Annotated in this window: 22 protein-coding genes; 6 read left to right on the top strand and 16 right to left on the bottom strand. The window is 60.7% G+C overall.

Annotated features, from left to right (window positions below; translation table 11 throughout):
- Positions 1 to 2 precede the first annotated feature (2 nt).
- Together WC811_RS08770 and WC811_RS08775 are read right to left on the bottom strand one after the other, a co-directional pair.
- Positions 3 to 593 carry a DUF2239 family protein gene (locus WC811_RS08770; RefSeq protein ID WP_372643160.1) on the bottom strand — a complete coding sequence of 197 codons (591 nt, stop codon included), beginning with the start codon at positions 591 to 593 and terminating at the stop codon, positions 3 to 5.
- A 73-nt stretch (positions 594 to 666) separates the two neighbouring features.
- Positions 667 to 1959 carry a sugar MFS transporter gene (locus tag WC811_RS08775; RefSeq protein WP_372643162.1) on the bottom strand — a complete coding sequence of 431 codons (1293 nt, stop codon included), beginning with the start codon at positions 1957 to 1959 and terminating at the stop codon, positions 667 to 669.
- 321 nt (positions 1960 to 2280) lie between these two features.
- Here WC811_RS08775 and WC811_RS08780 point away from each other — a divergent pair, with 321 nt between their 5' ends.
- Together WC811_RS08780 and bfr are read left to right on the top strand one after the other, a co-directional pair.
- Positions 2281 to 2616, top strand: a complete 336-nt coding sequence (locus WC811_RS08780) for a hypothetical protein (protein ID WP_372643164.1) — start codon at positions 2281 to 2283, stop codon at positions 2614 to 2616.
- A gap of 153 nt (positions 2617 to 2769) precedes the next feature.
- Positions 2770 to 3261 carry a bacterioferritin gene (gene bfr, locus WC811_RS08785; RefSeq protein WP_372643166.1) on the top strand — a complete coding sequence of 164 codons (492 nt, stop codon included), beginning with the start codon at positions 2770 to 2772 and terminating at the stop codon, positions 3259 to 3261.
- Between the two features lie 154 nt (positions 3262 to 3415).
- Here bfr and mutL read toward each other — a convergent pair whose 3' ends face one another.
- The 9 genes from mutL to WC811_RS08830 all read right to left on the bottom strand — a co-directional run bounded on the left by mutL (position 3416) and on the right by WC811_RS08830 (position 15776).
- Positions 3416 to 5239: a DNA mismatch repair endonuclease MutL gene (gene mutL / locus WC811_RS08790; RefSeq protein WP_372643168.1), complete on the bottom strand. Its 1824-nt coding sequence runs from the start codon at positions 5237 to 5239 to the stop codon at positions 3416 to 3418.
- 26 nt (positions 5240 to 5265) lie between these two features.
- The gene (locus WC811_RS08795; RefSeq protein WP_372643170.1) at positions 5266 to 6591 is read right to left on the bottom strand and encodes a glucose-6-phosphate isomerase; all 1326 of its coding nucleotides are present in this window, start codon (positions 6589 to 6591) and stop codon (positions 5266 to 5268) included.
- A gap of 283 nt (positions 6592 to 6874) precedes the next feature.
- On the bottom strand, positions 6875 to 8296 hold the full coding sequence (locus tag WC811_RS08800) for a M16 family metallopeptidase (protein WP_372643172.1): 1422 nt from the start codon (positions 8294 to 8296) through the stop codon (positions 6875 to 6877).
- Positions 8297 to 8301: 5 nt separating this feature from the next.
- Positions 8302 to 9720 (bottom strand): M16 family metallopeptidase, encoded by a 1419-nt coding sequence (locus WC811_RS08805; protein ID WP_372643174.1) that lies wholly within the window; start codon positions 9718 to 9720, stop codon positions 8302 to 8304.
- A gap of 228 nt (positions 9721 to 9948) precedes the next feature.
- Positions 9949 to 10425 carry a hypothetical protein gene (locus tag WC811_RS08810; RefSeq protein WP_372643176.1) on the bottom strand — a complete coding sequence of 159 codons (477 nt, stop codon included), beginning with the start codon at positions 10423 to 10425 and terminating at the stop codon, positions 9949 to 9951.
- 62 nt (positions 10426 to 10487) lie between these two features.
- Complete coding sequence (gene lspA, locus WC811_RS08815) at positions 10488 to 10997, bottom strand: signal peptidase II (protein ID WP_372643179.1); 510 nt, start codon at positions 10995 to 10997, stop codon at positions 10488 to 10490.
- The gene (gene ileS / locus WC811_RS08820; protein ID WP_372643182.1) at positions 10994 to 14146 is read right to left on the bottom strand and encodes an isoleucine--tRNA ligase; all 3153 of its coding nucleotides are present in this window, start codon (positions 14144 to 14146) and stop codon (positions 10994 to 10996) included. The genes lspA and ileS overlap by 4 nt, the downstream gene beginning before the upstream one ends.
- 197 nt (positions 14147 to 14343) lie before the next feature.
- Complete coding sequence (locus WC811_RS08825) at positions 14344 to 15270, bottom strand: bifunctional riboflavin kinase/FAD synthetase (RefSeq protein WP_372643185.1); 927 nt, start codon at positions 15268 to 15270, stop codon at positions 14344 to 14346.
- A 68-nt stretch (positions 15271 to 15338) separates the two neighbouring features.
- Positions 15339 to 15776 carry a MaoC family dehydratase gene (locus tag WC811_RS08830; protein WP_372643188.1) on the bottom strand — a complete coding sequence of 146 codons (438 nt, stop codon included), beginning with the start codon at positions 15774 to 15776 and terminating at the stop codon, positions 15339 to 15341.
- Positions 15777 to 16020: 244 nt separating this feature from the next.
- Between WC811_RS08830 and WC811_RS08835 the strand changes: the two genes are divergently transcribed.
- Positions 16021 to 16770 carry a DUF1013 domain-containing protein gene (locus WC811_RS08835; RefSeq protein WP_372643192.1) on the top strand — a complete coding sequence of 250 codons (750 nt, stop codon included), beginning with the start codon at positions 16021 to 16023 and terminating at the stop codon, positions 16768 to 16770.
- Between the two features lie 24 nt (positions 16771 to 16794).
- Here WC811_RS08835 and WC811_RS08840 read toward each other — a convergent pair whose 3' ends face one another.
- Positions 16795 to 18510 (bottom strand): SulP family inorganic anion transporter, encoded by a 1716-nt coding sequence (locus WC811_RS08840; protein WP_372643194.1) that lies wholly within the window; start codon positions 18508 to 18510, stop codon positions 16795 to 16797.
- A gap of 90 nt (positions 18511 to 18600) precedes the next feature.
- A complete protein-coding gene (locus WC811_RS08845) occupies positions 18601 to 18915 on the bottom strand; it encodes a helix-turn-helix domain-containing protein (protein ID WP_372643196.1) in 315 nt (104 codons plus the stop codon).
- A gap of 257 nt (positions 18916 to 19172) precedes the next feature.
- On the opposite strand from WC811_RS08845, the gene WC811_RS08850 reads away from it, so the two are divergent.
- Positions 19173 to 20798, top strand: a complete 1626-nt coding sequence (locus WC811_RS08850) for an acyl-CoA synthetase (protein WP_372643199.1) — start codon at positions 19173 to 19175, stop codon at positions 20796 to 20798.
- 33 nt (positions 20799 to 20831) lie between these two features.
- Here WC811_RS08850 and WC811_RS08855 read toward each other — a convergent pair whose 3' ends face one another.
- Both WC811_RS08855 and WC811_RS08860 read right to left on the bottom strand, forming a co-directional pair.
- On the bottom strand, positions 20832 to 22826 hold the full coding sequence (locus WC811_RS08855) for an acyltransferase family protein (protein ID WP_372643201.1): 1995 nt from the start codon (positions 22824 to 22826) through the stop codon (positions 20832 to 20834).
- Between the two features lie 151 nt (positions 22827 to 22977).
- The gene (locus WC811_RS08860) at positions 22978 to 23634 is read right to left on the bottom strand and encodes a glutathione S-transferase family protein (protein ID WP_372643204.1); all 657 of its coding nucleotides are present in this window, start codon (positions 23632 to 23634) and stop codon (positions 22978 to 22980) included.
- A gap of 120 nt (positions 23635 to 23754) precedes the next feature.
- Between WC811_RS08860 and WC811_RS08865 the strand changes: the two genes are divergently transcribed.
- Positions 23755 to 24969, top strand: a complete 1215-nt coding sequence (locus WC811_RS08865) for a polyhydroxyalkanoate depolymerase (RefSeq protein ID WP_372643207.1) — start codon at positions 23755 to 23757, stop codon at positions 24967 to 24969.
- Positions 24970 to 24987: 18 nt separating this feature from the next.
- Here the strand turns inward: WC811_RS08865 and WC811_RS08870 are convergent, their stop codons facing one another.
- Positions 24988 to 25287 (bottom strand): hypothetical protein, encoded by a 300-nt coding sequence (locus WC811_RS08870; RefSeq protein WP_372643209.1) that lies wholly within the window; start codon positions 25285 to 25287, stop codon positions 24988 to 24990.
- Positions 25288 to 25606: 319 nt separating this feature from the next.
- On the opposite strand from WC811_RS08870, the gene WC811_RS08875 reads away from it, so the two are divergent.
- Positions 25607 to 26374, top strand: a complete 768-nt coding sequence (locus WC811_RS08875; protein WP_372643211.1) for a DUF1236 domain-containing protein — start codon at positions 25607 to 25609, stop codon at positions 26372 to 26374.
- Positions 26375 to 26445: the final 71 nt, after the last annotated feature.

The raw sequence follows: 26445 nt of genomic DNA on the forward strand, positions 1-26445 counted from the left end.
GCTTAAGCGAGCGCACTGTCCGCCGGTTGCTCGAAGGCTCCTTCGGCCAGGAGCCGCGCATAGTCGCGGATGTCGTCCGGCCAATCTCCGATGAACCCTCCGAACCTGGCAGAATCGCCAGCAAAAAGCGCACGACTGGCTTCTTCGAAGCCCGAGAGGTTTCCGGCGATCGCCGACATGAACCGATAGGCCCGCTCCCGTGCCACACGCGCACTTTCCACACCTGCCGTGTTACGGCGTGCGTCATCGACCAGTTTGCGGAGCGTGACAGATGCACCACCCGGCTGCTTCGCCAGCCAATCCCAATGACGCGGAAGCAACGTCACTTCGCGAGGAACGACGCCGAGTTTCGGCCGCCCTGGGCCGCGTGCGGCGTCTGCATTTTCCGGTGGCGGCGTCGAGAGAGACGCTGCAGCCTCATCAGCGATCTCGCGCAGATCGAAATCGATCTGGCTGCCGGTGGCATCCTCGAAGATCAGCAGCGACGCATCCGGTTGCCGGTCGAGGTGTTTTTTGATGGCTTTGACGACACACGCGCGAGCGCCAGAAGCGAAGCGGCGGCTGCCATCGAAGGCGCTAAAAGAGTCGGTCATTTTCGATTACCTCGGTCTCAACCGAGACGGATATTACCCGGATTAAATCCGCCGTCAATATACCCGGATAAAATTATACGGGTCGAACGAACCGGGCATTCGATTGGGTTTTCCATCCGGCCACTCCATAGAACAGGATGTAGAGGTAGCTCGGCACAGCGAGGAGCAAGTAGGCGAGCTGAAAATCGATGTGCTGTTTCAGAATTCCGAACGCATACGGCATCAGCGCGCCGCCGCAGATCGCCATGATCAACAACGCCGAACCGATTTCGGTTTGGCGTCCGAGGTCACGGATCGCGAGCGGGAAGATCGCGGGCCACATCATCGCGTTGGCGAAGCCGAGGCTGGCGATGAAGGCGACCGAAGCATATCCGGTCGAGAGGTACGCGCCGACAGCAAGAACAATCCCCAGGGCGGCGGAGAGCGCGAGGTAACTCTGCTGCGATACGAGACGCGGAATAGCGAGCAAGCCCACCACATAGCCAACGAGCATCGCAGCGAGGGTGTAGGACGTGAAAAGTCTCGTCGCGGAGACCGGTAAACCGAAGCCCGCGCCGTAAAGGCCGATGGCGTCGCCCGCCATCACTTCGACGCCGACGTAGAGGAAGAGGCACACGACTCCAAGCCATAGATGCGGAAACGCGAAGATGCTCGGCGTTTCCTCAGCAAGCGTCGCGTTATCGGCGGCGATCGGCTCGGCGCGAATGTCGGGCAAGTTGGAACGGGCGATCCATAGCCCGAGCAACGCAAGCAGCAACGCCATCAGCATGTAAGGCCAATGTACGCGCGCGGCGAAGGCGTCGAGCAGGGCCTCGCGCGCTTCATGCGTCGGCGCGCTGGCGACGTCGGCGTCGAACATATCAACGCCCTTCAGCACGAGCGCCGCGAAGACGAACGGCGCGAGGACGCCAGCGAACTTGTGACAGATGCCCATGACGGCGATGCGCCGCGCGGCGCTTTCATGAGGGCCTAGAATGCAGACGTAAGGATTGGATGCCGTCTGCAGCAGCGACAGTCCCGCGCCGGTCACGAACAATCCGGCGAGGGTGCCGGAATATTCGCGCATCGTAGTGAACTGGCCAAACAGAACCGAGCCGATCGCCATTACGAGCAGGCCTATGGCCATGCCCTGCTTCATGCCCGTGCGCCGCAGAATGGCCGACGCTGGCAGAGCCAGGAAGAAATACGAGAGATAAAACGCCATCGGCACGAGGAAGGCATTCACGTCATCAAGGTTGAAGGCGAGCTTCACGAAGGTGATCAGCGGGCCGTTCAACCACGTCACGAAGCCAAAAATGAAGAACAGCACGCCGATGGTAAGGATCTGGGTTCCCCGGTCGGCGGATGTCGTCGGCGCGTTGCTCAAATCGTCCGCCCCATGTGAGCCCCATTTTCGGGGACGACGACGTTCACAGGAAAACGCCGGTAAGGCCAAGTTCGCGTTCAGAATTTCCCCGACTCGGCTCCCCCGATACTAGGAGAAGCGACGCGTCGCCGCACCACATAATGTGTCTGAAATGCACGTATTTGGGCTTTGAAGCTTTTGATTTTTCCACGTTCTCGTACTATGTCGATTGGACGAAAAAGGAGACTTGACGAAAGTATACTTTTTCGGAAAACTAATGCTCGATAACCCGTTTGGGTATCCGATGCCGGGGCCTTGAACCCCGTTTGATTGGAGCCGGAATTGATCGTTTGCTCGTGTGCCGTCATCACCGATCGCGACATTGACGTTGCGGTTTCAGAAATCATGAGCACGGGTCCTGGCATCCTGCCGACGCCGGGCGTGGTTTTCCGTCATCTCAATAAGCGAATGAACTGCTGCCGCTGCTCCCCAGTCGCAGTCTCGGCGATTTATGCCGCCATGGACCGCTTGGAGCAGACCACGCGGGTGTGTCCGTTCGCGCTGGCAGACGCCCGCGCCCGCCTTGTTCGCATCGAAGAACGTCGCGAGCGCCGTCAGCGCAGGATCGACGCGGAAATAGCCGAGCGCCGCGCCCAGAGACGTCAGGCTGTAGCCTAACTTATTGAAACCACTATAATCTATGAAAGGATGCGAGTTTTCTCGCAAGCCTCTGGTTAAAGTCGTTCTAATCCGCTAGTTGTCTACTTTAGAATGCTTCTGGATTTCAGGCCGGATGCATTCAAAGACAATCATTCGGTTTGGAGCGGCGCCATGAAGGGCAACAAAGACGTCATCACCCGTCTCAACGAGGCATTGAAGCTCGAACTGGGCGCCATCAACCAGTACTGGTTGCACTACCGTCTTCTTGACAACTGGGGATTCAAGAAGCTCGCCAAGAAAGAGCGCAAGGAATCGATCGAGGAAATGGAACACGCGGATCGCCTGATCGACCGCATCATCTTCCTCGATGGCCATCCCAACCTGCAGCACGTCGCACCGTTGATGATCGGCGAGAACCTGAAAGAGGTGCTCGAGTGCGATCTCAAGGGTGAGAACATCGCCCGCGATCATTACAAGAAGTCGCGCGAGATCTGCCGCGACGTCGGCGACTACGTGACGATGCTGCTGTTCGAGGACCTTCTCAAGGACGAGGAAGGCCACATCGATTTCCTCGAAACGCAGCTCGATCTTCTGAGCAAAATCGGCGTCGAGAATTACGGCCAGCTCAACGCCGAGAGCGCCAACGACTCCGACGATCACTGATCGATTACTTCGTCATCCTCAAGCGGCTGAGCCTGCGATGCCGCCTGGGGATCCAGCGTTAGAATCGTCGAAGAGCCATTATTGCCGTGCCTTCGGCGCGTTTTTCGCCGGATCCCCGGCCATCCACGCGCGTCCGGCCGAGGATGACGAAGCCTTACCGCCGTCCGAACAGGCGCTCGATGTCGGTGAGCTTGAGCGCGACGTACGTCGGGCGACCGTGGTTGCATTGGCCGGAATAAGGCGTCGCTTCCATCTGACGTAGAAGCGCGTTCATCTCATCGACGGTCAGCCTCCGTCCGGAGCGTACGCTGCCGTGGCAGGCCATGCGCGAAGCGACGGAATCAAGCTTGTCCTTCAACGCACGAGCGGTGCCATCGGCGCGAAGCTCGGCGGCGAGATCTTTTACCAACCCTTCGACGTCCGTCTCTCCGAGGAGCGCCGGGGTTTCGCGCACGGCAACGGCGCCTTCGCCGAAGCTTTCGAGAACGAGGCCGAGTTCGCTGAGTTCTTCCGAACGCGCGGCGAGAAGTTCGGCGCCGTCATCATCCAGTTCGACAATCGCCGGAATGAGAAGTCCCTGGGTGGCGACGCCGCCGTTCGCCAGCGCTGTTTTCAATTTCTCGTAGACGAGACGCTCGTGCGCAGCGTGCTGATCAACGATGACGAGGCCGTCGCGCGTCTGCGCCACGATGTAATTCTCATGCACCTGAGCACGGACGGCACCGAGCGGCTTATCGATTGTCTGCTCGGCGGCGATGGCATTCACAATGGGGGCGTCGGCGCTCGGAGCATCGAACACAGCGAACGGCGATGGAATGGCTTCGGCAAAAGATGGATAGCGGCCAGACGGCGACGTCCAGCCGTAATCCGCGCGATCTTGCGCAGGCGAAGACGACATAGATGCGTTCGGCAAAATTCCCGCTTCGAAGCTTTCGACCGTCAGCACGCCGCCTTGAGCGGAAGATCGATGGCCGGCCGTCGCCAAAGCTTCAGCCAGTGCGCGAACAAGCATCGCGCGCACGCGCCCCGCGTCACGAAAGCGGACTTCGGCTTTCGCAGGATGAACATTGACGTCAACGTCGGATGGCGCGACGTCGAGGAACAACGCCAGAAGCGGTGAGCGGCCGCGCGGGATAAGATCGCCGTAGGCTGCCCGCACGGCACCGATCAGGAGCTTGTCCTTCACGGTGCGGCCGTTGACGAACAAGAACTGCTGCGTGCTGTCGGGCCGGTGCAGCGTCGGCAGGCCCGCGAAGCCGAAGACGCGCATTGGTGCGGAAGCGCCGCTCGCCGCGCCGGAAACTTCCAGCGCGTCGATCATGAACTCGCGGCCCATGATGGCGCCGATGCGTTCGAGCCACGCCGCCGACGACCGGTCCCCCTGCGCAAAAACGGACGGCCGCTTTTCGCCGGTCTGAAGCGTAAAGCCGATGTCAGGGTGCCCCATCGCCAAGCGGCGGACGACATCGGATACGGCCATCGCCTCGGCGCGTTCGGATTTCAAAAACTTGAGACGGGCGGGCGTCGCGGAAAAGAGATCGCGGACTTCGACGATCGTGCCGCGATTAACGGCGGCGGGCGCGACCGGAGCTTTGGACCCGCGTGTGACGACAACGGCGGAACCTTGCGTAGCATCGGCCCCGCGAGAACGAATTTCCAATCGGGCGATGGAGCCGATGGAGGGCAACGCCTCGCCGCGAAACCCGAGCGAGCGAATATCGAACAGGTCTTCCTCGTCGAGCTTCGACGTAGCGTGACGTTCGACCGCGAGCGCAAGATCGTCGGGGCTCATGCCCGAGCCGTCGTCCGTCACGCGGATAAGCGATAGCCCGCCGCCCGAGACGACGACCTCAATATGGGCCGCGCCGGCGTCGATGGCGTTCTCGACGAGTTCCTTGACGACGCTCGCCGGGCGCTCGATCACCTCGCCCGCGGCGATGCGGTTGACCGTCTCCGGCGATAACTGGCGGATCGCCACCCTCAACGTCCCCCGTTCAAAAGCGCCTAAGCGCCTTTCGCGAGGCGCTCTTTTGTCAGGACTTTCGCAAGCTCGACACCCGGCTGATCGAACGGATCGAGACCCAGCAGATAGCCTGCGAGAATCGTTTCGATCATAAAGTGCATCAGCAGCGCACCGATGGTTTTTTCGTCGAGTTTTGCAACGTCGATTGTTCGCACCGGACGCCCGGCACGGCCCAAAGCCTCAGGAAGAGCATGCGACTGGGCGGAGACGATATCGCCGATGGTGCGGCCGCCGATCATATCGGCTCCTGCGATTCGGGCGAGTTCGGGATCGATTCGCGGGCCGACGCCTTCGCTCGCGACGCGGAGGATCGTGAGGTAATGGTCGTGCGGGCCGTCCATGAACAATTGCAACTGGCTATGCTGGTCGAGGGGGCCGAGTGCACCGATGGGCGTCGTCCCCTCGCCGCCTTTGCCGAGGCTTTCGGCCCAAAGCTGCACGAACCACGCGGAGAAGCGTCCGAGCCTATCGGCGTAAGGCATCATGACGAGAGTGCGGATGCCCTTTTCCTTCGACAGCGCGACGGCCGTTGCGGCGCCGACTGCGGGCGCAAAGTCCGCCGCGGATTTCGCCGCCAGAAGCGCGTTGATCACGCTCTTGGCGCCGGCGCGAATGGCGCGAGCATCGAAGCCACGGGCGATGGCGGGTATCAGGCCGACGTTCGTCAGACACGAAAAACGGCCGCCGATGCCAGTGTGATGTTCAAGCAGGGGGATGGAGAAAGTCGAGAACAGCGTGCGGAGGCCGTTGGCCTTGCCGGGTTTGTCGGGCTCGGTGATACCGAGGAACATTTTCGGAATTTGGACTTCGAGGCCGGCGGCCTTGACGGCCGTCAGCGCGGCGATGGCTTGTGCCAATGTTTCCGCCGTACCGCCCGACTTCGACGTGACGATGAAGCGGGTCGTCGCGAGATCGAGCGAGTCTAGAACGGCTTGCAGCGTGCCGCCGTCCAGGTTGGCATAAAACCGCGTGCGCGGCCGGTTGCGTTGCCCAGGTAGCGAAACACCCGCGATGTTCCAGCCTGCCAACTGCGCGAAGGTTTCGCCGCCGAGGCTCGATCCGCCGGTGCCGAAAAACACGAGGGTCTTGGCGCCTTCGCTCAACTTTGCGAGCGCCGCTTCAGCGTCGGCGATGTCCTGCTCGTCGTCGGCGATGCGCAGGAGCGCCAGCCTGCTTTTGCGATAATCGTCTTTCAGGGTTTCAACATGCGGCCCGATGCTGTCGAGCCAGGACGCGTAGGTCGAAGGCGTCAGACCCTGCTGGCCGATTGCGCTCTCCAGGCAGCCGTCAATGCTTTGCTGAAACATATTTCCATCGTGGCGGTGCCCGTCTTGCATGGCCGTTTCAACGCTCCCTGCTAAAATCCGTTCCGGCCTAGCCGATTTCGGATGTGCGGCCAAGTGCGCTTCTCCGATAGGGCGTTATCCGACGGATACACCGTTACCTTTCGGACTGGATTTCATTCGGGCGGAGGCCGGGATACACGCGTGAACCGATGTGGATAGCCGCCTACGCGGCCATGACGTAATCGCTGCTGAACGGATCCTCGGGACGAGCCCGAGGATGACATTGCCTTATAAGGCAGAGCCTTCAGCCGCGTCCCGGCACTGCGAGGGCCGGTTGAAGCACCGGCGGCGTTGCCGCGGAATTCATGCCAACCGGCTTACCGACGATTGTGACAACGAGATTATCCGGCTTCAGCAGACGGGCGGCGACACGCTTGGCATCTGCAGGCGTAACCGCATTGATCATCGCGTTGCGGGTCTCGACGTAGTCGGGACCGAAGCCCTCCTGCATCAGCCCCAAGAGCTGCGACGCGATTTTCGAGTTGGTATCGAAGCGCAGCGCGTAGGAGCCCGTCAGGTAGTCTTTGGCGGCCTGAAGGTCGTCAGCGGTCGGACCGTTCTCTGCCATCTTCTTCATTTCGCCCCGAATGATGCCGAGGCTTTCGGCCATCGATGCGTTCTTGGTCGCGACGCTGCCGACCAGGATGGACGCGTGCTGATAGGGCTGCAGGTAGGTGTAAACGGAATAGGCAAGGCCGCGCTTCTCGCGAACTTCTTCCATCAGCTTGGCGGAAAAGCCGCCGCCGCCGAGGATATGATTGACGACAAAGCCAGCGATGAAATCGGGGTCTTTGCGCGGCATGGCGCCGACGCCGAACACGGCAACCGACTGCGGCACGTTCATCTCGACGATCTTTTGGCTTCCTCCTTGCGGGGGCTCGGTATTGGTCACCGGAATCAGATCGGCCTTGGCCGGTAAGCTGCCGAAGACGTCGTCGAGGACCTTGCCGAGATCGGTGGCGGTGATATCGCCGACAACGACGACCTTCAGGTTATCGCGTGCGAATGTACGCTTATGAAAATCGACGAGATCGTCGCGCGTGATCTTGGAAACCGTCTCTGCAGTGCCGTTGGACGGGCGACCATAAGGGTGATTGGGGAACGCCTGCGCGTACCACTCACGGCTCGCGACTTTGTCCGGATCTTTGTCGGCGTAGGCGAGGTTGGCCAAGAGCTGCTGGCGAATTCGATCGACGGCGTCCTGGTCGAAGCGCGGCTTCTGCACTGAGAGCTTTAACAGTTCAACCGCCTTGTCGCGGTTCTTCGACAGCGTCTCGAATGAACCGTAAAGCGAATCCTTGCTGTCGTCGTAGCTCATACGCATGGCGATATCTTCCATGCGCTCTTGATAGTCTTCGGATTTGATGTCGCCCGCGCCCTCATCCATCATCGCGGTGATGAAGTTGGCGAGGCCGTCCTTGCCCGGCGGGTCCTGGCTGTTGCCACCGTCGAAGGCATAGCGGAGCGAAATGAGCGGAACGCTGTGCTCCTCGACGAGCCAAGCTTCAATTCCACCGGGTGATTTGATTTTCTGGATGTTCATTGCGGCTGCTGGATGACTGACGGATGCGGTGAACAACATGGCCAAAGCGGGGACTGCCGAGGCGATGCCGAGACGGGCTGCTCGGCGAACGGCGAGAGCAGCCGCACGGGAAAATCCTGTCATCGATATCACCTCAATACGCCGGATGTGGACGGGGGCGGAAGATCATCGACGGCCTGCGCGACACCCGACTGATCGGGAACGAGATAGCCCGTTACAGAATCCTTCATGTCGAGGTATTCGGCAGCTGCCTTCTTGACGTCGCCGGTCGTGACCTTGGAGATATTCGCGGGCCACGCTTCGACGTCGGCGACCGTCCGGCCAACAGCGAGATTCCAGCCGTAGCGGCGCGCAAGCGTCGCCTGATTGTCGCTGTCGTAGACGTAGTCGGCGAGATAGCCGCTCTTGGCGCGGGTCAATTCCGCCTCGGTGACACCGTTCTTCACGATGTCGGCCAGAACGTCGTCGATCGCCGACTCGACCTTTTCGAGCGGCACGCCATCGGCGGCGATGCCATAGAGCGAGATCGTTCCGCCATCGAGGCCATAGCCCGAGTAGTCACCGCCAGCGCTCGACGCGATCTTCTGCTCGACGACGAGCTTCTTGTAGATGCGGCTGGTGGAGCCGGAACCCGCGATCTTCATCAGAAGGTCCAGCGCTTCGGCTTCGCCGGGCTTCGCCGTGACGTAGCTCGGCGCCTGATAGTAGCGCTGCATCATATAATTGCCGGCGCGCGGATCCTTCAGCGTCAAGCGGCGTGCGACGAGCGGCGGCGGCTCACCCGGACGATGACGGGCCGCGGGAACATTCGGGTTGGCGGGAATCTTGCCGTAAGTCGCTTCGGCGAGCTTCTTCACCTCTTCGTCGGTCACGTCACCGGAGACGACGAGGATGGCGTTGTTCGGCGCGTAATAGTGCTTGTAGAAATCAAGCGCGTCCTGACGCGACAGCTGCGCCATCTCGCGATACCAGCCGATCACCGGCTTGTGGTAGGGATGGTTCAGATAAAGCGTGGCGTTCATCTGCTCATCGAGCAGCGCCGAAGGGTTGTTATCGATGCGCGAGCGACGCTCTTCGAGAATGACGTCGCGCTCGGTCAGAACTTCCTTCTCGTCGAGACGGAGGTTGACCATGCGGTCCGCTTCCATCTCCATCATCTTGCCGAGACGGTCCTTGGCGACGCGCTGGAAATAAGCGGTGGCGTCATTGCCGGTGAAGGCGTTGTCCTGGCCACCGAGGCGGCCGACGATCTTCGAGAATTCGCCAACGGGAATCTTGTCGGTCGACTTGAACATCAGATGTTCGAGAAAATGCGCGATGCCGGATTTGCCGAGCACTTCGTCGGCGGCGCCGACGCGGTACCAAACCATGTGCGTCACGACCGGCGACCGGTGATCGGGGATGACGACGACGTCCATGCCGTTCGACAGCTTGAATTCGGAGGCGCGGGTGGCGTCGTCCGCGGCGTGGGCATGTGGGGCAACTGCAAGCATCAGGGTGGCCATTACGGTTAAGAGGCTAATACGGGAGCACGTCGCAAGACGCATTATGGCGATCCTTTGAACCGAATACAGTAGGTTTGCTCCCTGGCGTTTTTAATCCTACCCCGGGCCGAAGTTCCGGGGATTACTTTCACGAGAAGGCTCGGACGCCAGCATGCGGGAAGCCGCGTCAGTGAGCGGCAGATGGGCAATGAAAGTCAAATGACAAGGCGTTCATCTCGGACCGGATAAAATACGGCCGGAGCATGTCTTTTATCGCGCGCGTGGTAGCGATTACTGCGTCGACGAATCGTCGTCCGAATCGTCTTTGTTGGTCGAGCCCGTCGTCCATTTTTGGACCGCGCTAAAGATCGAAGGATGGCAGGGACCCAGCGGACCCGCTGCGGAGTCGGCGGAAGAATCACCCCGTTGCATCGCCTCCGTGTAGTTCTTTTCGCAATAGTCCGCCTGCTGCTTTTCAAGCGCGGCCTGATCAACAACCTTCTTTTTATCCGGATCCTGAATGTCGGCGAGCGTCGGTTGCTCGGCCTTACCGCTTCCCGGAGGAGGGAGCGCTTCCGTGCCGGGCGGCAGGGTCAGGGGCTGACGGACCGCCATTTTCGGATCGCCTTTGGGCGTCGACGGGCCGTTCAAGCCGACGGCGTCAAAAACCTTGCCGTTCAACTGCACGCCGTCGTAGCCGCAACCGCCTAAGAGCAAGCCCAGCGCCACCGCGGAAAGACCAAATTTTCGACCGTTTTTCAACGACATGCGCTTTGCCAGTGTCCCGACCAGACACGCCCCCGGAGTCCAGTTAAGCCGCCTTTGCGGCGCTAATGCGACTCGCCCCTGAAGGACTCATACAACAGGCCAAGAACACCGGCAACGATGGCCACATCTGCGATGTTGAAGACATACCAATGGAAGCCATAGGCGTGAAACGAGAAGAAGTCCGCAACGCCGCCCAAGCGCAGCCGGTCGATGGCGTTGCCCAGAGCGCCGCCGATGATCAACCCAAGGCTCAGCGCCATCAGGCGGCTGCCCCGGCTCCAGTTGAGCCAGAGCCAAAGACCCAGGCTGGCGACGACGGCGAAAGCGACGAGAAGATATTGGCCGCTCATGCTCTCCTGATTGAAGAGCGAATAGCTGATGCCGATGTTCTTCACGTAGACGAGATCCAGGAACGGCGCGACCACGACGCGGCCCTTGGTTTCGATATCGAAGACCGACAGCATCCACCATTTGTGCAATTGGTCGATGATCATCGTCGCGAGCACGACGGCGAGAGCGAGCGGCGCCGATCGGCCCCAGAGGACGCTCCGTGATGGTGCGAGGTCCGTCATGCCACGACCGCTCCGGCGGCATCGATCTCGCTCATGGCGGCGGCATCTCGTGCCGACAGGTCCGGATAGGCTGGATCGGAGCCGACATCCTTGGTGATGCGCCACGAGCGCGCGCACTTCTGGCCTTCGGCGCGTTTGACGACGACGCCGACACCCGGTTCGTTCGGAAGCGTGAAAGCTCCGCTCGGCGGCGGCTCGGACGAGATTGAAATATCCGACGTGATGCACACCTCCGCCATGTCGAGACCTTCGAGACCCGACATCAGATCGGCATCGGCGACGTAGACATCCGGCGCTGCTTCGAGCGAAGAACCGATCTTCTTTTCGGCTCGCGCGATTTCGAGCGCGCCCGTGACGACGCTGCGGACTTCCTTCACCCGGTCCCACTTGGCGGCGAGATTGTCGTCGCGCCATTCACGCGGAATTTTCGGGAATGGCAAAAGGTGCACACTTTCGGCTTCATCCGGCCGATAGAGCAACCACGCCTCCTCCGCGGTGAACGAGATGATCGGCGCGAGCCAGCGGATCAGCGCGTCGCAAATCTTGTCGATGACCGTCAGCGCCGCCTTGCGCTTCAAGCTGGACGGGGCTTCGCAATAGAGTGTGTCTTTGCGGATATCGAAATAGAAGGCCGACAGCTCGGTGTTCATGAACTGCGCGAGCAAGCCGACGATCTTGCGATAATCGTAATGCTCGTAGGCTTTGCGGATCTCGTGATCGAGTTCCGCGAGACGGTGCAGCATGAGACGCTCAAGCTCGAACGGCTTCATCGCTTTCACCGGCACAGCGTCTTCCGGCTTGAAGTGGGCGAGCGCGCCAAGCATCCAACGCATCGTATTGCGCAGCTTGCGATAGGTTTCCGAGAACGTCTTCAGGATTTCAGGTCCGATGCGCAGATCGTCGGAATGATCGGACGCGGAAACCCAGAGGCGGAGAATATCCGCGCCGGACTTCGCCATCACGTCTTGCGGGGCGACGACGTTGCCGACGGACTTCGACATCTTCTGTCCCTTCTCGTCGAGGACGAAGCCGTGGGTCAGCACGATGTCGTAGGGTGCGTCGCCGCGCGTACCGCAGCTTTCGAGAAGCGAGGAATGGAACCAGCCGCGATGCTGATCGGAGCCTTCAAGGTACATGACGCGGTCTTGGCCGCCTTCACGCTTGCGCTTCAATCCCTTGAAGCCCGGGAAGGCCGTCGGATCTTCGAGCGTGAAGGCGTGCGTCGAGCCTGAATCGAACCAGACGTCGAGCACGTCCTTCACCTGCTCCCACTTGTTCTTGTCCTTCGGCGACACGAAGCCCTTAAGGAAGCGATCCTTGGCGCCCTCCTCAAACCAGACGTCGGCGCCCTTCTCGGCGAACGCCTTCTCGATGCGGGCGATCAGTTCGTCCGATTTATCAAAAGTTGGGCCCGGGATGACTTCGTCGGTTTCGACATTGCGGAACACGGTGATCGGCACGCCCCAGGCGCGCTGGCGCGAGACGACCCAATCGGGGCGATTGTCGATCATGCCGGTGATGCGGTTTTCGCCCGCGCTCGGCACCCAGGCGACGCGCTTGATCTCGTCGAGCGCAAGTTGGCGAAGAGTTGGAGCGTTGCTGCCTCTTTTGTTCGTGCTCGGCGACTCCGCTTCGGGGAGCCCGCCGAGCGCGGACAGGGGTTTGTCCATCGCAATGAACCACTGCGGCGTGTTGCGGAAGATGACCGGTTTCTTCGAACGCCAGGAGTGCGGGTACTGATGCTTCAAGCGGCCGCGCGCGATGATATTGCCGGCTTCGGCCAGCGCCTTGATGACGGCGTCGTTGGCGTCACCCTTGTCGCCGTTTTCCTTCAGCACCCGCTTGCCTTCAAAGCCCGGCGCGGCAGTCGTCAACGCGCCATCGGCATCGACGGTGAAGGGAACCGTCGTGTCGATATCGCGATCGCGCAACGCTTTCTGGTTCTTGGTCCAGATGATGTAGTCGTCGGCACCGTGGCCGGGCGCGGTATGGACGAAGCCCGTACCGGTATCGTCGGTGACGTGATCGCCGTCGAGCAGCGGCACATCGAACGCGTAACCAAGATCGCGGAGCGGATGTTCGCACACCAGATGGCGAAGTTCGAAGGCGCTGACGGTCTCGCGCCGCTCGTAAGCCTCGACCTTTCCGGCCTTCATCACGTCGGTGGCGAGCTTATCGGCCAGGATGTAGCGATCGCCGGTCTTCGCCCAATTGCCATCGGGTGCCGCTGTGACCTCGTAAAGGCCATATACGATGCGCGATGAGTAGCTGATCGCCCGGTTGCCTGGGATCGTCCACGGCGTCGTCGTCCAGATGACGACCGAGGCGCCGAGCAGATTTTCGGGTGTCAGCTCGGGATGGATCTCCGGCGGGATATCCTGCTCGGCCGGTTCCTCGTTCACCGGCAGCGGCTTCACCGGGAATTTCACCCAGATCATGTCCGACTGGTGGTCCTGGTATTCGACCTCGGCTTCGGCAAGCGCCGTTTTCTCGACGACCGACCACATCACGGGCTTTGAGCCGCGATAAAGCTGGCCGGTCGCGGCGAACTTCATCAGCTCGCGGGCGATGATGCTTTCGGCGCGATAGTCCATCGTCAAATAGGGGCGTTCCCAATCGCCGATGACGCCGAGCCGTTTGAACTCTTCGCGCTGGATTCCGAGCCAATGCTCCGCGAACTTCCGGCATTCGTCACGGAAAGCGTTGATCGCGATGGGATCGGAGAAGTTCGGCTTTTCCTTACCCTTGGCGCGATATTGCTCCTCGATTTTCCATTCGATCGGCAGGCCGTGGCAGTCCCAGCCCGGAACGTAATTGGAATCGTTACCGAGCATCTGGTGGGATTTGACGACCAGATCCTTCAGGATCTTATTGAGCGCGTGACCGATGTGGATGTTGCCATTGGCATAGGGCGGCCCGTCGTGCAGCGTGAACTTCACGCGGCCTTTCGACTGCGAGCGCAACTTTTCGTAGAGGCCGATTTCGTCCCAGCGCTTCAGAAGCTTGGGTTCGAGGTCGGGCAAACCGGCGCGCATCGGGAATTCGGTCTGCGGCAGGAACAGCGTTTTGCTCCAGTCACGACCGTCGGGGGCAGCCTGTGCGTCCGGGGTCGCGCCAGTCTTGCCGGCAGCCTTGGCGTCTTTCGACATTAGTTGAGCTTTCAATCTTCAAGGAAATCAGCGCGGGTTCTAGCAAGGCGCGTCCGGCAAGTCATCCTGCGGCCTGACAGCCCCCTCGAAGGCCCAATTTTCATGTCGTCATCCCGGCGAAGGCCGGGATCCAGCCATATTTCCACACAGGCGGCTTGTCTGGCCCCCGACCTGCGTCGGGGTGACGAGATCAAGGATCAAGCGCTCGCCAGCACCGCCTTTACGGCTGCTATATCGCGATCCATCTGGGCGACCAGTTCCTCGACGGTGTGAAACTTCCGGTCGGCGCGGATGAAGTCGACAAATTCGACCTCCATGTCGCGGCCATAGAGGTCGCCGTCGAAGTCGAACAGGAAAACCTCAAGCACGGGCATCCCGTCGTCGAACGTCGGGCGGGTCCCGAGGTAAGCGGCCGCTTCATGGGGAATGCCGTCGAAATAGGCCCTGACGGCGTAAATGCCGTGTCCGAGCGTCGTGCCTTTCGGCATTGGGAGGTTGGCGGTCGGGTAGCCCATGCCCGTCCCGCGCTTGGCGCCGCCGACGACCTTGCCCGCGACGCGCCACGGCTCGCCGAGGACATGGGCCGCGCTCTTAACGTCTCCCTGGGCGAGATAAAGCCTGACGGCCGACGACGAGAACGGCTCGCCCGCTTCCGCAACTGGTGGCATGACGGTCACTCCAAAACCAAACTCTTCGCCAGCGCGCAGCATCAATTCGGGATTGCCACCGCGCTTATGGCCGAAATAGAAGTCGTAGCCGACGACGACGTGGCTGGCGCCAAGGCCCGCAACGATGACGCGCGCGATGAAATCTTCCGCCGAAAGCGCCGCAAGCTCCGCGTCGAATGTTTCGATGAACGCGAGATCGAGGCCGAGCGCCTTGAAAATCGCGAGCTTGCGCTTTAGGGGCGTCAGGCGAAAATGAGCTTCGCCCGGCTGAAAAAACTCGCGCGGATAAGGCTCGAACGCCATTACCGAAGACCGTATTTTCTTTTCCGCGGCGCGGGCCTTCGCTTCCGCGATCAGGGCGCGATGACCGCGATGCACGCCGTCGAAATTGCCGATCGCAACGGCCGAGCCGCGAAACTCGGGAAGGACGTGCTTGTGTCCATGAATTACGTGCATTGCGGCGCGGCCTCGTCGGTGTTCCCGATCACGGCATTGAAGGGAATCGATCGCGGGCGAGTTTGCCTTTACTTCGGCCGGCCGGGAACCATCAGAACCGCTTCCCCCGTCAAAACCGGCTTGCCGGCCACGCTGCACAGGCATTCGAAGCGAGCGCGCTTTTTATCGGGGATGAGTTCGACGAGTTTGACAATCGATTCAACGCGATCGTCGATTTTTACCGGACCTCTGAAGTTCAGCGACTGCGAAATGTAAATGGCGCCAGGCCCGGGCAGCTTCATGCCGAAAATGGCCGAGATATAGCCCGCCGAGAGGATGCCGTGCGCGATCCGCTCTTTGAAGATGGTCTTGGCGGCGTACTCAGAATCAAGGTGAACCGGGTTGTAGTCGCCTGAAAGCGCTGCATAGGCAACGATGTCCGCTTCGCTCACGATGCGCGACATCGAGGCTTCCTGACCGACCTCTAAGTCTTCGAAATATTTGGTTCGGCCGGCTGTTGCGAGCATTCAGTCGTCCCTGCATGTTATCGAGCCAGATCGTTGGATCAGGCCATTTTTCCTGGACACTAACCCGCCATAAACACCGCCTGCAACCACGGTGCACCGAAACCGACTGCGGCCTTGTTGCATTTGATTAAGGCAATGAGCCTTGCATCGAGGCGGCTGCAGGCGTTATATAGGTTCATTCCCTTTAATTTACCGTTTTACCAGTCCTTCGCGAACCCATGCGAAGGACCGAAAGAGGATACCCATGAGCGATCGCCGCCCCCTGATGCCGAAAGCCACTGCCGTTTGGCTGGTCGAGAACACGGCGCTCGCCTTCGATCAGATCGCCGAATTCTGCGGTTTGCATCCGCTGGAGGTCAAGGGCATCGCCGATGGCGAAGTTGCCCAGGGCATCAAGGGCATGGACCCGGTCACGAACGGCCAGCTGACCCGCGATGAGATTGCGAGGGGAGAGAAAAACCTCTCGCATAAGCTGCAGCTCGCCGTCAGCAAGGTTGAGCTGCCGCCGATGCCGCAGACGCGCAAGGGGCCGCGGTATACGCCGGTTTCGCGCCGTCATGACCGGCCGAATGCCGTGCTTTGGATTCTTCGCAACCATCCCGAGCTGAAGGACAGCCAGATCATGCGGCTCGTCGGCACGACCAAGCCGACGATCGCCCAGATCCGCGACCGGACGCACTGGAACTCGGCGCAGTTGACGCCGCAGGATCCGGTGACGCTCGGCCTTTGCTCGCAGATCGACCTCGACGCGGAAGTGCAGAAGGCCGCCCGCCGCGGCGACCGCGACCGCAAGGATGGAGACGAAGTGCCGGAGCGCGCAGGTACGCTGCTGCCGGCCGCCGAAACGACGTCGCCGTCGCGCGCCGAGATCCTGGCGCCTAAGGCTTCCCCCGAAGCTGCCGAAGAAACGCCCGAGCAGGAGCAGGCTCGCGTTTTCGCCAAACTCAAGGAAATGTCGTCGGTCAACAAGGACGACGAGCAAGGCGACGAATAATCGCCGACGTCCGGACCGCGCTTATCAGCGGTCCGGCTTTTCGCGTTGGCTCGACTCGACCGCATCTTCGATTTGCGCCGCGTAGCGCACGAGCGGCGTTCTGAGGCCTGCCGCCAGGAGCGTGCGGCGCACGTTCCGGCTGGCTGATGTGAAATACAGCTTCGTTCCGGCGCGTTCGAGTTTATGCGCGAAACTTTCAAGCGTGCGCGCCGCGGTGCTGTCGACGAGCGGCACGTCGGCAAAATCCAGAATGAACGTCTTCGGGCTGGCGCCGATGCGGTCGAGAACGGCACTGACAGACGCCGTCGCACCAAAAAAGAACGCGCCTGAGATGCGGTAGACCATCACGTCGCCGCCGAGTGCGCCGATCCTGTCGGCGGTGTTCTCGCTTTCCGCAGTATCGGCAACGTCATCGTTAATGAAGGAGGCGCCGGTTTCGATTTCGACCGCTTCCGCCATCCGGTGCAGAAAAAGGAAGGCGCCGAGCGTTACGCCGACGGCGATGGCGGTCGTCAGGTCGACGAAAATCGTCAACAGGAACGTCGCGAGCAGAACGGCTGCGTCTCCCCAGGACGATCGCAGCAGCGCGCCGAATTCGTCTTTCTCGGCCATGTTCCAGGAGACGACCGCCAGAACGCCACCGAGACTCGCAAGCGGGATATAGGCCGCGAGCGGAGCCGCGATGAGCATGAAGAGCAATACGAACAAAGCGTGCAACATGCCGGAAACGGGGCCGTGTGCTCCGGCGCGGACGTTGGTCGCGGTCCGCGCAATCGTTCCCGTCACGCACATGCCGCCGAACGTGACGGCGGCGACGTTCGCAACGCCCTGTGCGACCAGTTCGCAGTTCGAACGGTGGCGGCGGCCCGACATGCCGTCGGCGACGACGGCGGAAAGCAGGCTTTCGATGGCGCCAAGCAGCGCAATCGAGATTGCATCCGGGAGCGCGGCCTGAAGTTTGGCGAGATCGAATGCCGGAAGATGCGGCGCTGGAAGGGTGCGCGGGACCTCGCCGAAGCGAGAGCCGATGGTTGCGACGTCGAAGCCCAAAACCCAAGCAAGGATGGACGTGACGCCGACAGCAATCAGCATTCCCGGCCAGGTGGGTTTCCATCGGCGCAGGCCGACGATCAGCGCGATCGACAGCATTGCAATGGATACGGTGGCGGGTTTCACGGTCGCGATATTCGAGCCGAGCGCGACGAGCTTCGGCAGAAGAGCGGCCGGCTCATGGGCGATATCGAGGCCGAGAAGATCCTTGATTTGGCTGGCGAAGATAATAACGGCGATGCCCGCCGTGAAGCCGACGGTCACGGGAAAGGGAATGTATTTGATGTACGTCCCGAGGCGCAGGAACCCGGCGACGATCATGATAATGCCTGCCATCGCGGTGGCGAGGACCAAACCTTCATAACCCCGCTGCCCGACAATGGTCGCGATCAGGACGATGAAGGCGCCCGCGGGACCGCCGATCTGGTAGCGGCTGCCGCCAAGAGCCGAAATCAGAAATCCGCCGACGATGGCCGTGAACAGGCCTTTATCGGGCGACAGGCCAGATCCGATGGCGATTGCCATCGACAACGGAAGCGCGACGATGGCCACGGTCAATCCGGCGACCGTATCGGCGCGGAGATCTCTCAGATGGTAACCTTCGCGCAGAACGGTGACGAGCTTCGGAGTGAACAGCTCCACCCAGCTTGGCCGAGCGCGGACTCGTGCGCCGGTTACCGAAGTCTCCATGTCTCCGTCTCCCTTTCAACGAGGAGCGGCGAGATCGTCGGCAGCGCGGTCGGCGGTCGTCGTCGCGAAAGAACAGTTGCTTTGGCGCGCTCAGGCGCCGCCTTTTTTTCCGCGCCCCTCGCTAGGCGACGGTGCCGGCGCCGCTGCCTTTGCGGGCTCGCGTTCCCTCAAGCGCACCCCACGGCCCACGCCGATGCTCGGAGTATTCTCGCCGATAAGTTCAACGCCGGCGGCGTCGAACGCGGCGACGACCTTGGTCAGCGTATCGACGACGCCGCGAACGTTGCCGGTGCTGGCCTCCATACGCTGGATCGTCGGTAGCGAAACGCCAGCGCGGTCGGCCAGCGTCTGCTGATCGATGCCGAGAAGGGCGCGACCGGCTCGCATCTGTGTGGCGGTGATCAAGCGTCCGCCTCCTTATATTGCCGCTTCATGTTTCGTGTCTAATCATTGATGTTTTAAACATCAATATGAATCTATTAGACATGATATTGGTCCTCACACGCATCGAACGGCCCTTGCCTCAAGCATCCATCGAGGGACACACACCAAATCCGGCATTGTCGGCCGTTGGCGGTTTCGCTAGCGTCCTCGCATTTTCGGACATGCATTCCGCCTTTGGGGGCCATGTTCGTGCGCAGGAAGCAGCAGGGCCCGCAATCGTGTTGAACCCGTTTGACCACCACCTCGATAAGAACCCAGCGAACTATCAGCCGCTGACGCCCCTATCGTTCCTGTCGCGCACAGCGATTGCCAGCCCGAACCACACCGCCATCATTCACGGCAACAGTCGCATTTCGTATTCGGAGTTCGATACCCGTTGCCGGAAGCTCGCCTGCGCACTCGCGCAAAGATACATCGGGCCGGGCGATACGGTCGCCGTCATGCTCGCCAACACTCCGGCGATGCTCGAAGCTCATTATGCGGTTCCGATGGTGGGCGCGGTTCTGCTGTCTCTCAATACCCGCCTCGATCCGGCGATCCTGGCGTTTCAGCTCGATCACGGCGCGGCGAAGGTGCTGATCACGGACCGGGAGTTCGCGAGCAGCATAAAGCCTGCGCTCGCCATGGCGAAGGTGAAGCCCATCGTCATCGACTACAACGATCTCGAATTTCCACAGACGGGCGAAGCGCTGTCGTCGGAAGACTACGAGGCGTTCCTGGCGAAGGGCGACCCGGATTTCAAATGGCGGTGGCCCGAGGACGAATGGGACGCCATCACCCTCAATTATACGTCAGGCACGACCGGCAATCCGAAGGGTGTCGTCTACCATCATCGCGGTGCGGCGCTGATGTGCTACGCGAACGCGATCTCGACCGGCATGACGCGCTTTCCCGTTTATCTATGGACGCTGCCGATGTTCCATTGCAACGGCTGGTGCTTCCCGTGGGCGGTGACGATGGTGCAAGGCACGCACGTTTGCCTGCGGTGGGTGCGCGCCAAGGCGATGTATGACGCCATCGCGGATCATAAAGTCACGCATCTTTCCGGCGCTCCGATCGTCATGGCGACGCTGCTCAATGCACCCGACGACGAGAAGCGAAAAATCGAGCATGTCGTTGCTTTCAATCATGCCGCCGCGCCACCACCCGCCGCCGTCATCGACTCGATGACGGAAGCCGGTTTCCATCTGACCCATCTTTACGGGCTGACGGAAACCTACGGTCCGGCCACCATCAACGAGTGGGATGACTCGTGGAACGCGTTGCCGCCAGCGGAACGAAGCACCAAGCGCATCCGCCAAGGCGTACGTTACGTGGCGCTCGAAGGATTGAGCGTGCGCGACCCGGAAACGATGCAGGAAGTGATGCCCGACGGAGAGACGCTGGGCGAGGTCATGTTCCGCGGCAACATCGTCATGAAGGGCTATCTCAAGAACGAGAAAGCGACGACCGAAGCGTTCGCGGGCGGATGGTTCCATTCGGGCGATCTCGGCGTCATGCATCCCGACGGCTACATTCAGCTCAAGGACCGCTCGAAGGACATCATCATTTCGGGCGGCGAGAACATATCGTCGATCGAAGTCGAGGAGGTGCTCTATAAGCATCCGGCGATCGCGTTCTGCGCCGTCGTGGCGAAGCCCGACGAAAAGTGGGGCGAGACCCCGTGCGCTTTCATCGAGCTTCGTCCGGGCACATCCACGAGTGCCGACGAGATCATCGAGTGGTGCCGCGCGGGCCTCGCGCGCTACAAGGTTCCTCGCCATGTCGTGTTCGCGGAAGTGCCGAAGACGTCGACGGGCAAGATCCAGAAGTACAAGCTGCGCGAGATGGCAAAGCAGGCGTGAGCGCAACGGCGGACGAAGCTGGGGCCGCAGTCACTATCGCGGCGGACTGACGTTCAGCCCCGACAGGCCGGGCTCGGGCCAGATGATCGGAACGAGCAGTCGGCTTGCGATCAATTGCGCGCCACTCATCGAGAGATGGTTGTTGTCGAAATAGAGTACAGCTCCATCGGCGTACGGTTTGCATCCCTGAGCCGAGCAAAGCTCCGGCGAGACGGGAACGAAGATTGCGCCTTGTGCGGTCGCCATCTCGTTCATGTGGGCTTCCACACTGGCGACTTCCTCGGCGCCGAACTCAAACGAAAAATCGCTCGGATCGCGCCCCTTCGCTGTCCATCGCGCAACAGCCGCCGGAATGCCTGCCGCCTGCAGCATATCCGGCACGGGTCCGAGGACAATGACGCGGTGACCGGCGGTGCGGAGCGCCGAGATCGTGCGCTCGAAGCCCGGCCAGAACTGCTCGGGATATTCACGCGTCCAGGCCAGCGAATACGTTGCGAGCACGACGGTCGTCGGCGGGATCGACGTCAACCGATCAATGATCCCAGCGTTATAGCGCTCGCATAGCTCGTCGGCGGGAAACGTGAAGCCCATCGCCGGTGGGCAGCCCGAAGCCGTGATCTGGCGAACGCTTGCGTGCCGCGACTTCGCGAATTCACCAAGCGCGGCGCTGAATTCCGCGCCGTGGCTGTCGCCGTAAACGATGACGCTTGGCGGGACGTCGTCACCGATGACGCATGTGTCGTCGTAAGAGCGATTGCCCCGGACATGGAAATGGCACCTCTCACGCAGCGGGCTGGCGTCGGCCTGCGCGGCGGCGATTGCAAGGACGGTGGTGGGGAAGCGCTGAGGCGCGCCGTCGAGCGCGAGGAGAGCGGCGGCCGATGCCGTCAATGCGCCAAGACCCAACGCGCCACCCTTGAAGATCGCGGCGCGACCGAAACCCGACGGCCCGCGGCGCCGGAACGGCTGCTCGACGAAATACCAAGTTGCCGCCGCAAGGCCAGTTGCGGCGACAGCGAGCGCCACCTGTTGCATCACATCGAGGTGTCCGGAGGTCGTAAGCCTCGTGAAGACGATGAGCGGCCAATGCCAAAGATAGAGGCTATAGGAAATCAATCCGAGCGCCGTCAGCGGCGGGAACGCCAGAACGCGCGCGCCAATCATGCGAGCGTCTTCGCTGCTGCGCTCCCCGGCCCAGATCGCCATCGCCGTTCCCAAACACGGCAGGAGCGCGGCGGCGCCGGGAAACGGCGTCTTCGACGTATACGTGAAAATTGCAACGGCGATGGCTGCGAGACCGAGTGCCGTCGCGATCTCACTCTGCGCCCGCGACGCGGGACGCGGCAGGAGGCCGAGCGCGACGATGCCTCCTGCAAGCAGTTCCCAGGCGCGGGAATGGAGCAGATAGAATGTTCCGAGTGGATACTTCGGCAGGAAGACGATGCTCGCGGCGAGGGATGCGGCGAAGGTCAGCCAGACAATTTTTCCGAGCGCACGCGGCCACCAGCGAAAGACGGCCATGAGCAGGAGCGGAAAGACGACATAGAACTGCTCCTCGATGCCGAGGCTCCAGGTGTGAAGCAACGGCTGCGTTTCGGCACCGGGATCGAAGTAGCCGGAATTTCGAAAAAACCAGATGTTGCTGACCGATAATGCGGTTGCGATCAGGCTTTTGGAGAAACGCTCTAGCTCCTGCGGCAGCAGGAGCCACACCGCCAATGCCGTCGTGCAGGCGCAGACAAAAACCAACGCCGGAATAATCCGGCGAATCCGGCGCTCGTAAAAGCGCGCGATGCTGAATGTCCCCGATTGCAATTCGGTGGCGATCAAACGGGTAATCAGAAAGCCGGAGAGGACAAAGAAGACGTCAACGCCGACGAAACCTCCCGACGCAAACGGAAGGCCGAGGTGATAGGCGACGACCGAAACGACGGCGATGCCTCTCAAGCCATCCAAATCGGGACGATATGCATGAGCCGCAGCGACGCCGCTGTGCGGACCGGGACCACACGCTTCGGTAGAGTGCATTTCGGCGAATAACCCTCGGCGGACTTCCAGACGACGTCATTCCGGCGCCCAGAATGGGCATGCCGACTGGGATTATTCGCCGCTTCTCGGAGCGACACAAGAATTTTCAGGTTTCAACTGTTAATAGAAACGTCGCCACACGATCCCGAACTCAGAACTCAACCTCGAGTTCGACGATCTCGTCGGGCTCGACGAGGGCGCCCTGCGTCCATTCCTGCATCAACGGCCAATGAAAAATGGCTTCGCAGTAGGTCGAGAGTTGCGGATCGAGCGGCACGGCATACGTGCGGAAGCGGGTGCAGACGGGCGCATACATCGCGTCGGCCACCGTCGGCTTCGAGCCGAAGAGATAGGGACCGCCGTACTTCACCAGACACTCAGTCCAGATGGTCTTGATCCGCTCGACATCGGGACGTGCGCCTGAAAAGATCTTGAAGGCCTCGTGGCGTGCCTTCAGATTCATCGGAAGGGCCGAACGGAGATTGTAGAAGCCCGAGTGAATCTCGCCCGAAACCGCGCGGCAGTGTGCGCGCGTTGCTTGATCGTCAGGCAGAAGGCCTGCTTTTGGAGCAATCTCATTCAGGTATTCGGCAATCGCAAGCGTGTCCCAGACCGTCACGCCGCCGTTCGTCAGTCGCGGCACCCGAACCGAAGGCGACAACAGCAGAAGCTCCTGACGGGCTTCTTGATCATCAGTTGCAACGATTTCTTCGTCGAAATCGAGTCCTGCCATCCGGCACAGCAACCAGCCGCGCAAGGACCATGAAGAGTAATTCTTCGACGATATCGCCAGTGTCGCTTTCGCCATCGGCGATCATCTCCCTCGCGCCAACCATGCCTAAACAATCCTCTCGCAGCGCAGCGCAATATGCACTACGTTTTTCAGTCGCATGGTTTTTTTTGACTGCTGACGGGAGATTTCTCGCGAATGCTTTACCAAGCCTATCAGTTTCAGGACGATCTTCTCGCGCCGCTCCGTGAAGTCGCTAAAAACTCGAAGGCTGCTGTCGAGCAACAGCTTTTGCCCTCCGTCGAGGCTCTGAGACAGCACATGGCTGCCGGGTTCGAGATGGTTACCCGGTTCCAGTTGACGCATGCGAGGCCCGAATTCGGTATCTCGAAGGTGCGGGTCGGAAATCGCGACGTGCCCGTCACGGAAGAGGTGGCACTCCGCCTGCCGTTCGGAAATCTTCTGCACTTTCGCAAGGACGTCGACACACCTCAACCGAAAGTCCTCGTCATCGCGCCACTGTCAGGGCACTTCGCCACTCTGCTCGGCAAGACGTGCGAGACGCTGTTGCGCGATCATGATGTCTACGTCACCGATTGGACCAACGCTCGCGACGTGTCGCTGGACGATGGCCGCTTCGGGGTCGACGAACACATCGATTACATCATCCGCTTCGTCGAAAGCATCGGGCCGGATACGCATATTCTCGCCGTCTGCCAGCCGTGCGTGCAGGCGCTTGCAGCAGTCGCGGTGATGTCGGAAGACAAGCATCCCGGGGCGCCGCGTTCGATGACGCTGATGGCGGGTCCGATCGACACGCGTGAAAGCCCGACGTCCGTCAACAAGCTCGCGATGGATAAGCCGCTGTCGTGGTTCAAAGCCAACGTTACGGCGCGCGTGCCGTCCCGCTACAAGGGTCGTGGACGCAGGGTCTATCCCGGCTTCGTGCAGCTTTTCAGCTTCGTCGCGATGAACTCCGACCGCCATCGCCAACAGCATCAGAAGCTTTACGAGCATCTGGCCAACGGCGAGATCGCGGAAGCGCAGAAGATCAAGACCTTCTACGACGAGTATTTCGCGGTTCTCGATCTGACGGAGGAATTCTACCTCGAAACAATTGACCGGGTTTTCCAGCGCGCCGATCTCGCGACCGGCGATTTCACGTATCGCGGCCGAAAGGTCGATCCGGGCAAGATCCTCAAGACGGCGCTGTTGACGGTCGAAGGCGGCCGCGACGATATTTGTGCGCTTGGCCAGACGTCGGCAGCTCACGATCTCTGCCATTCGCTGCGGCCGCATCTCAAGCGGCATCACCTGCAAGCCAACGTTGGCCATTACGGCACGTTCAACGGCAAGCGGTGGGAGCGCGAGATCTATCCCGTCGTGCGGAACTTCATTCTATCGATGGAATAGAAGGGCGCCGTCAGCGCCCTACTTCACCCAGACCCTGTGCTGGCAATCGAGCCATTTCGCGATCACCGAGCGGTCGTGGAACTGAATGCCCCCGCAATTCTGGCAGACAATCATCAGGACGTTGACGGGCGCGTTGCTCGATGACGATTTGCGCTCGCACGTCAGCATATGGATGTCGACGTCGCAGTTCGCGCGAAAGCGTCCACACACCGGGCAACCTGTAATGTGCTTTCCAAAGAGAAACTTATCGACTTCAGCCTTCGTGAGGTCGCGCGTTTCAGTGGTGGGATCCCGTTCCACTGTTGCGGCATCTGTCATCGCAATCACCGTGGGTTAATTTCGAATACTTGAATCGTATGATGGAAAATCCGCTGCAACAAGAAGAGTTCGGCAATTTCGCCAATATTTGATGACGATTTATGGCGCTAATTCTTGTGCGTCGCAGTAATCGCGTCGCAATATATTCAGCGTTCAATATTCGATTTGCGGCCGCTTTCGAAATGCGCGGCGCATCCGGTGCTCCGCAATTCCTTCAGCACACATTCCACTTTCGCACTTTGGAACGGCACGTCCTTCAGCACGTTGCACAACCAATCGCGCGGGCAGTCGCGGTTCAACTCAACGTATGGAGATTGTTATGCTGAAGTATTCGATTGCCGCCGTTGCTCTCGTGGCGAGTTCGACGTTTGCGATGGCGGACCCGAACAATGGCGGACCAGCCGGAGGTGGCGCTGGAGCAGGTGGCGCAACGATGGAGCGGTCTGGTTCGGCGCCGGGCGGAGCCATGAAGGACAGCGGCTCGGCACCCTCGAAGACCTTTTCCGACGGCGAGATGAAGATGAAAGGCGACCGCAGTTCGGGGACGAGCGATAGCGCCGGTTCGATGCGTAAGGACGCGGCATCGGACAAGATGCAAGGCAAAGCCAATCGTCAACAGGCGACCGATGAAAAGCTCAATACGAACGAGCGCAATCGTCAGGCTGAAGACAACGATCGAAGCAGCAAGCACAACGACCGGGCGGATCGTAATGATCGCAATGACCGGAAGAATTCCGATCAAGCCAAAGACCAATCCCGTGCCGATAAGGGCGCAACCGGTGCCGGCGAAGGAACGGAAGGCAAGGCGCGTCCGAAGGGTTCGCTTACGAACGTAAGCCCTGAGCAGAAAACGCGTGTCCGCGCTGCCTGGGGCAGCCATCGCGTTGAGCCGGCGCGCGGTATAGGCATCGCCGTGAATGTCGGCGTGGTCGTTCCGCGCTCGGTTCACTTCTATCCGGTACCCGAGGAAATCGTGTCGATCGTGCCCGATTACAGCGGCTACGAGTACTTCATGATTGATGAAGCGCACGTTGCGATCGTCGATCCGGATACGCTGGAAGTGGTCGATATCATCGTTATCGCGTAACGCTCGCACCGCACAGAAAGTGAAAAGCCGCCGAATTCACGGCGGCTTTTTTTGTCCTGTTTATCCTCCCG

Source organism: Hyphomicrobium sp. (assembly GCF_041659645.1).
Taxonomy (GTDB): domain Bacteria; phylum Pseudomonadota; class Alphaproteobacteria; order Rhizobiales; family Hyphomicrobiaceae; genus Hyphomicrobium_B.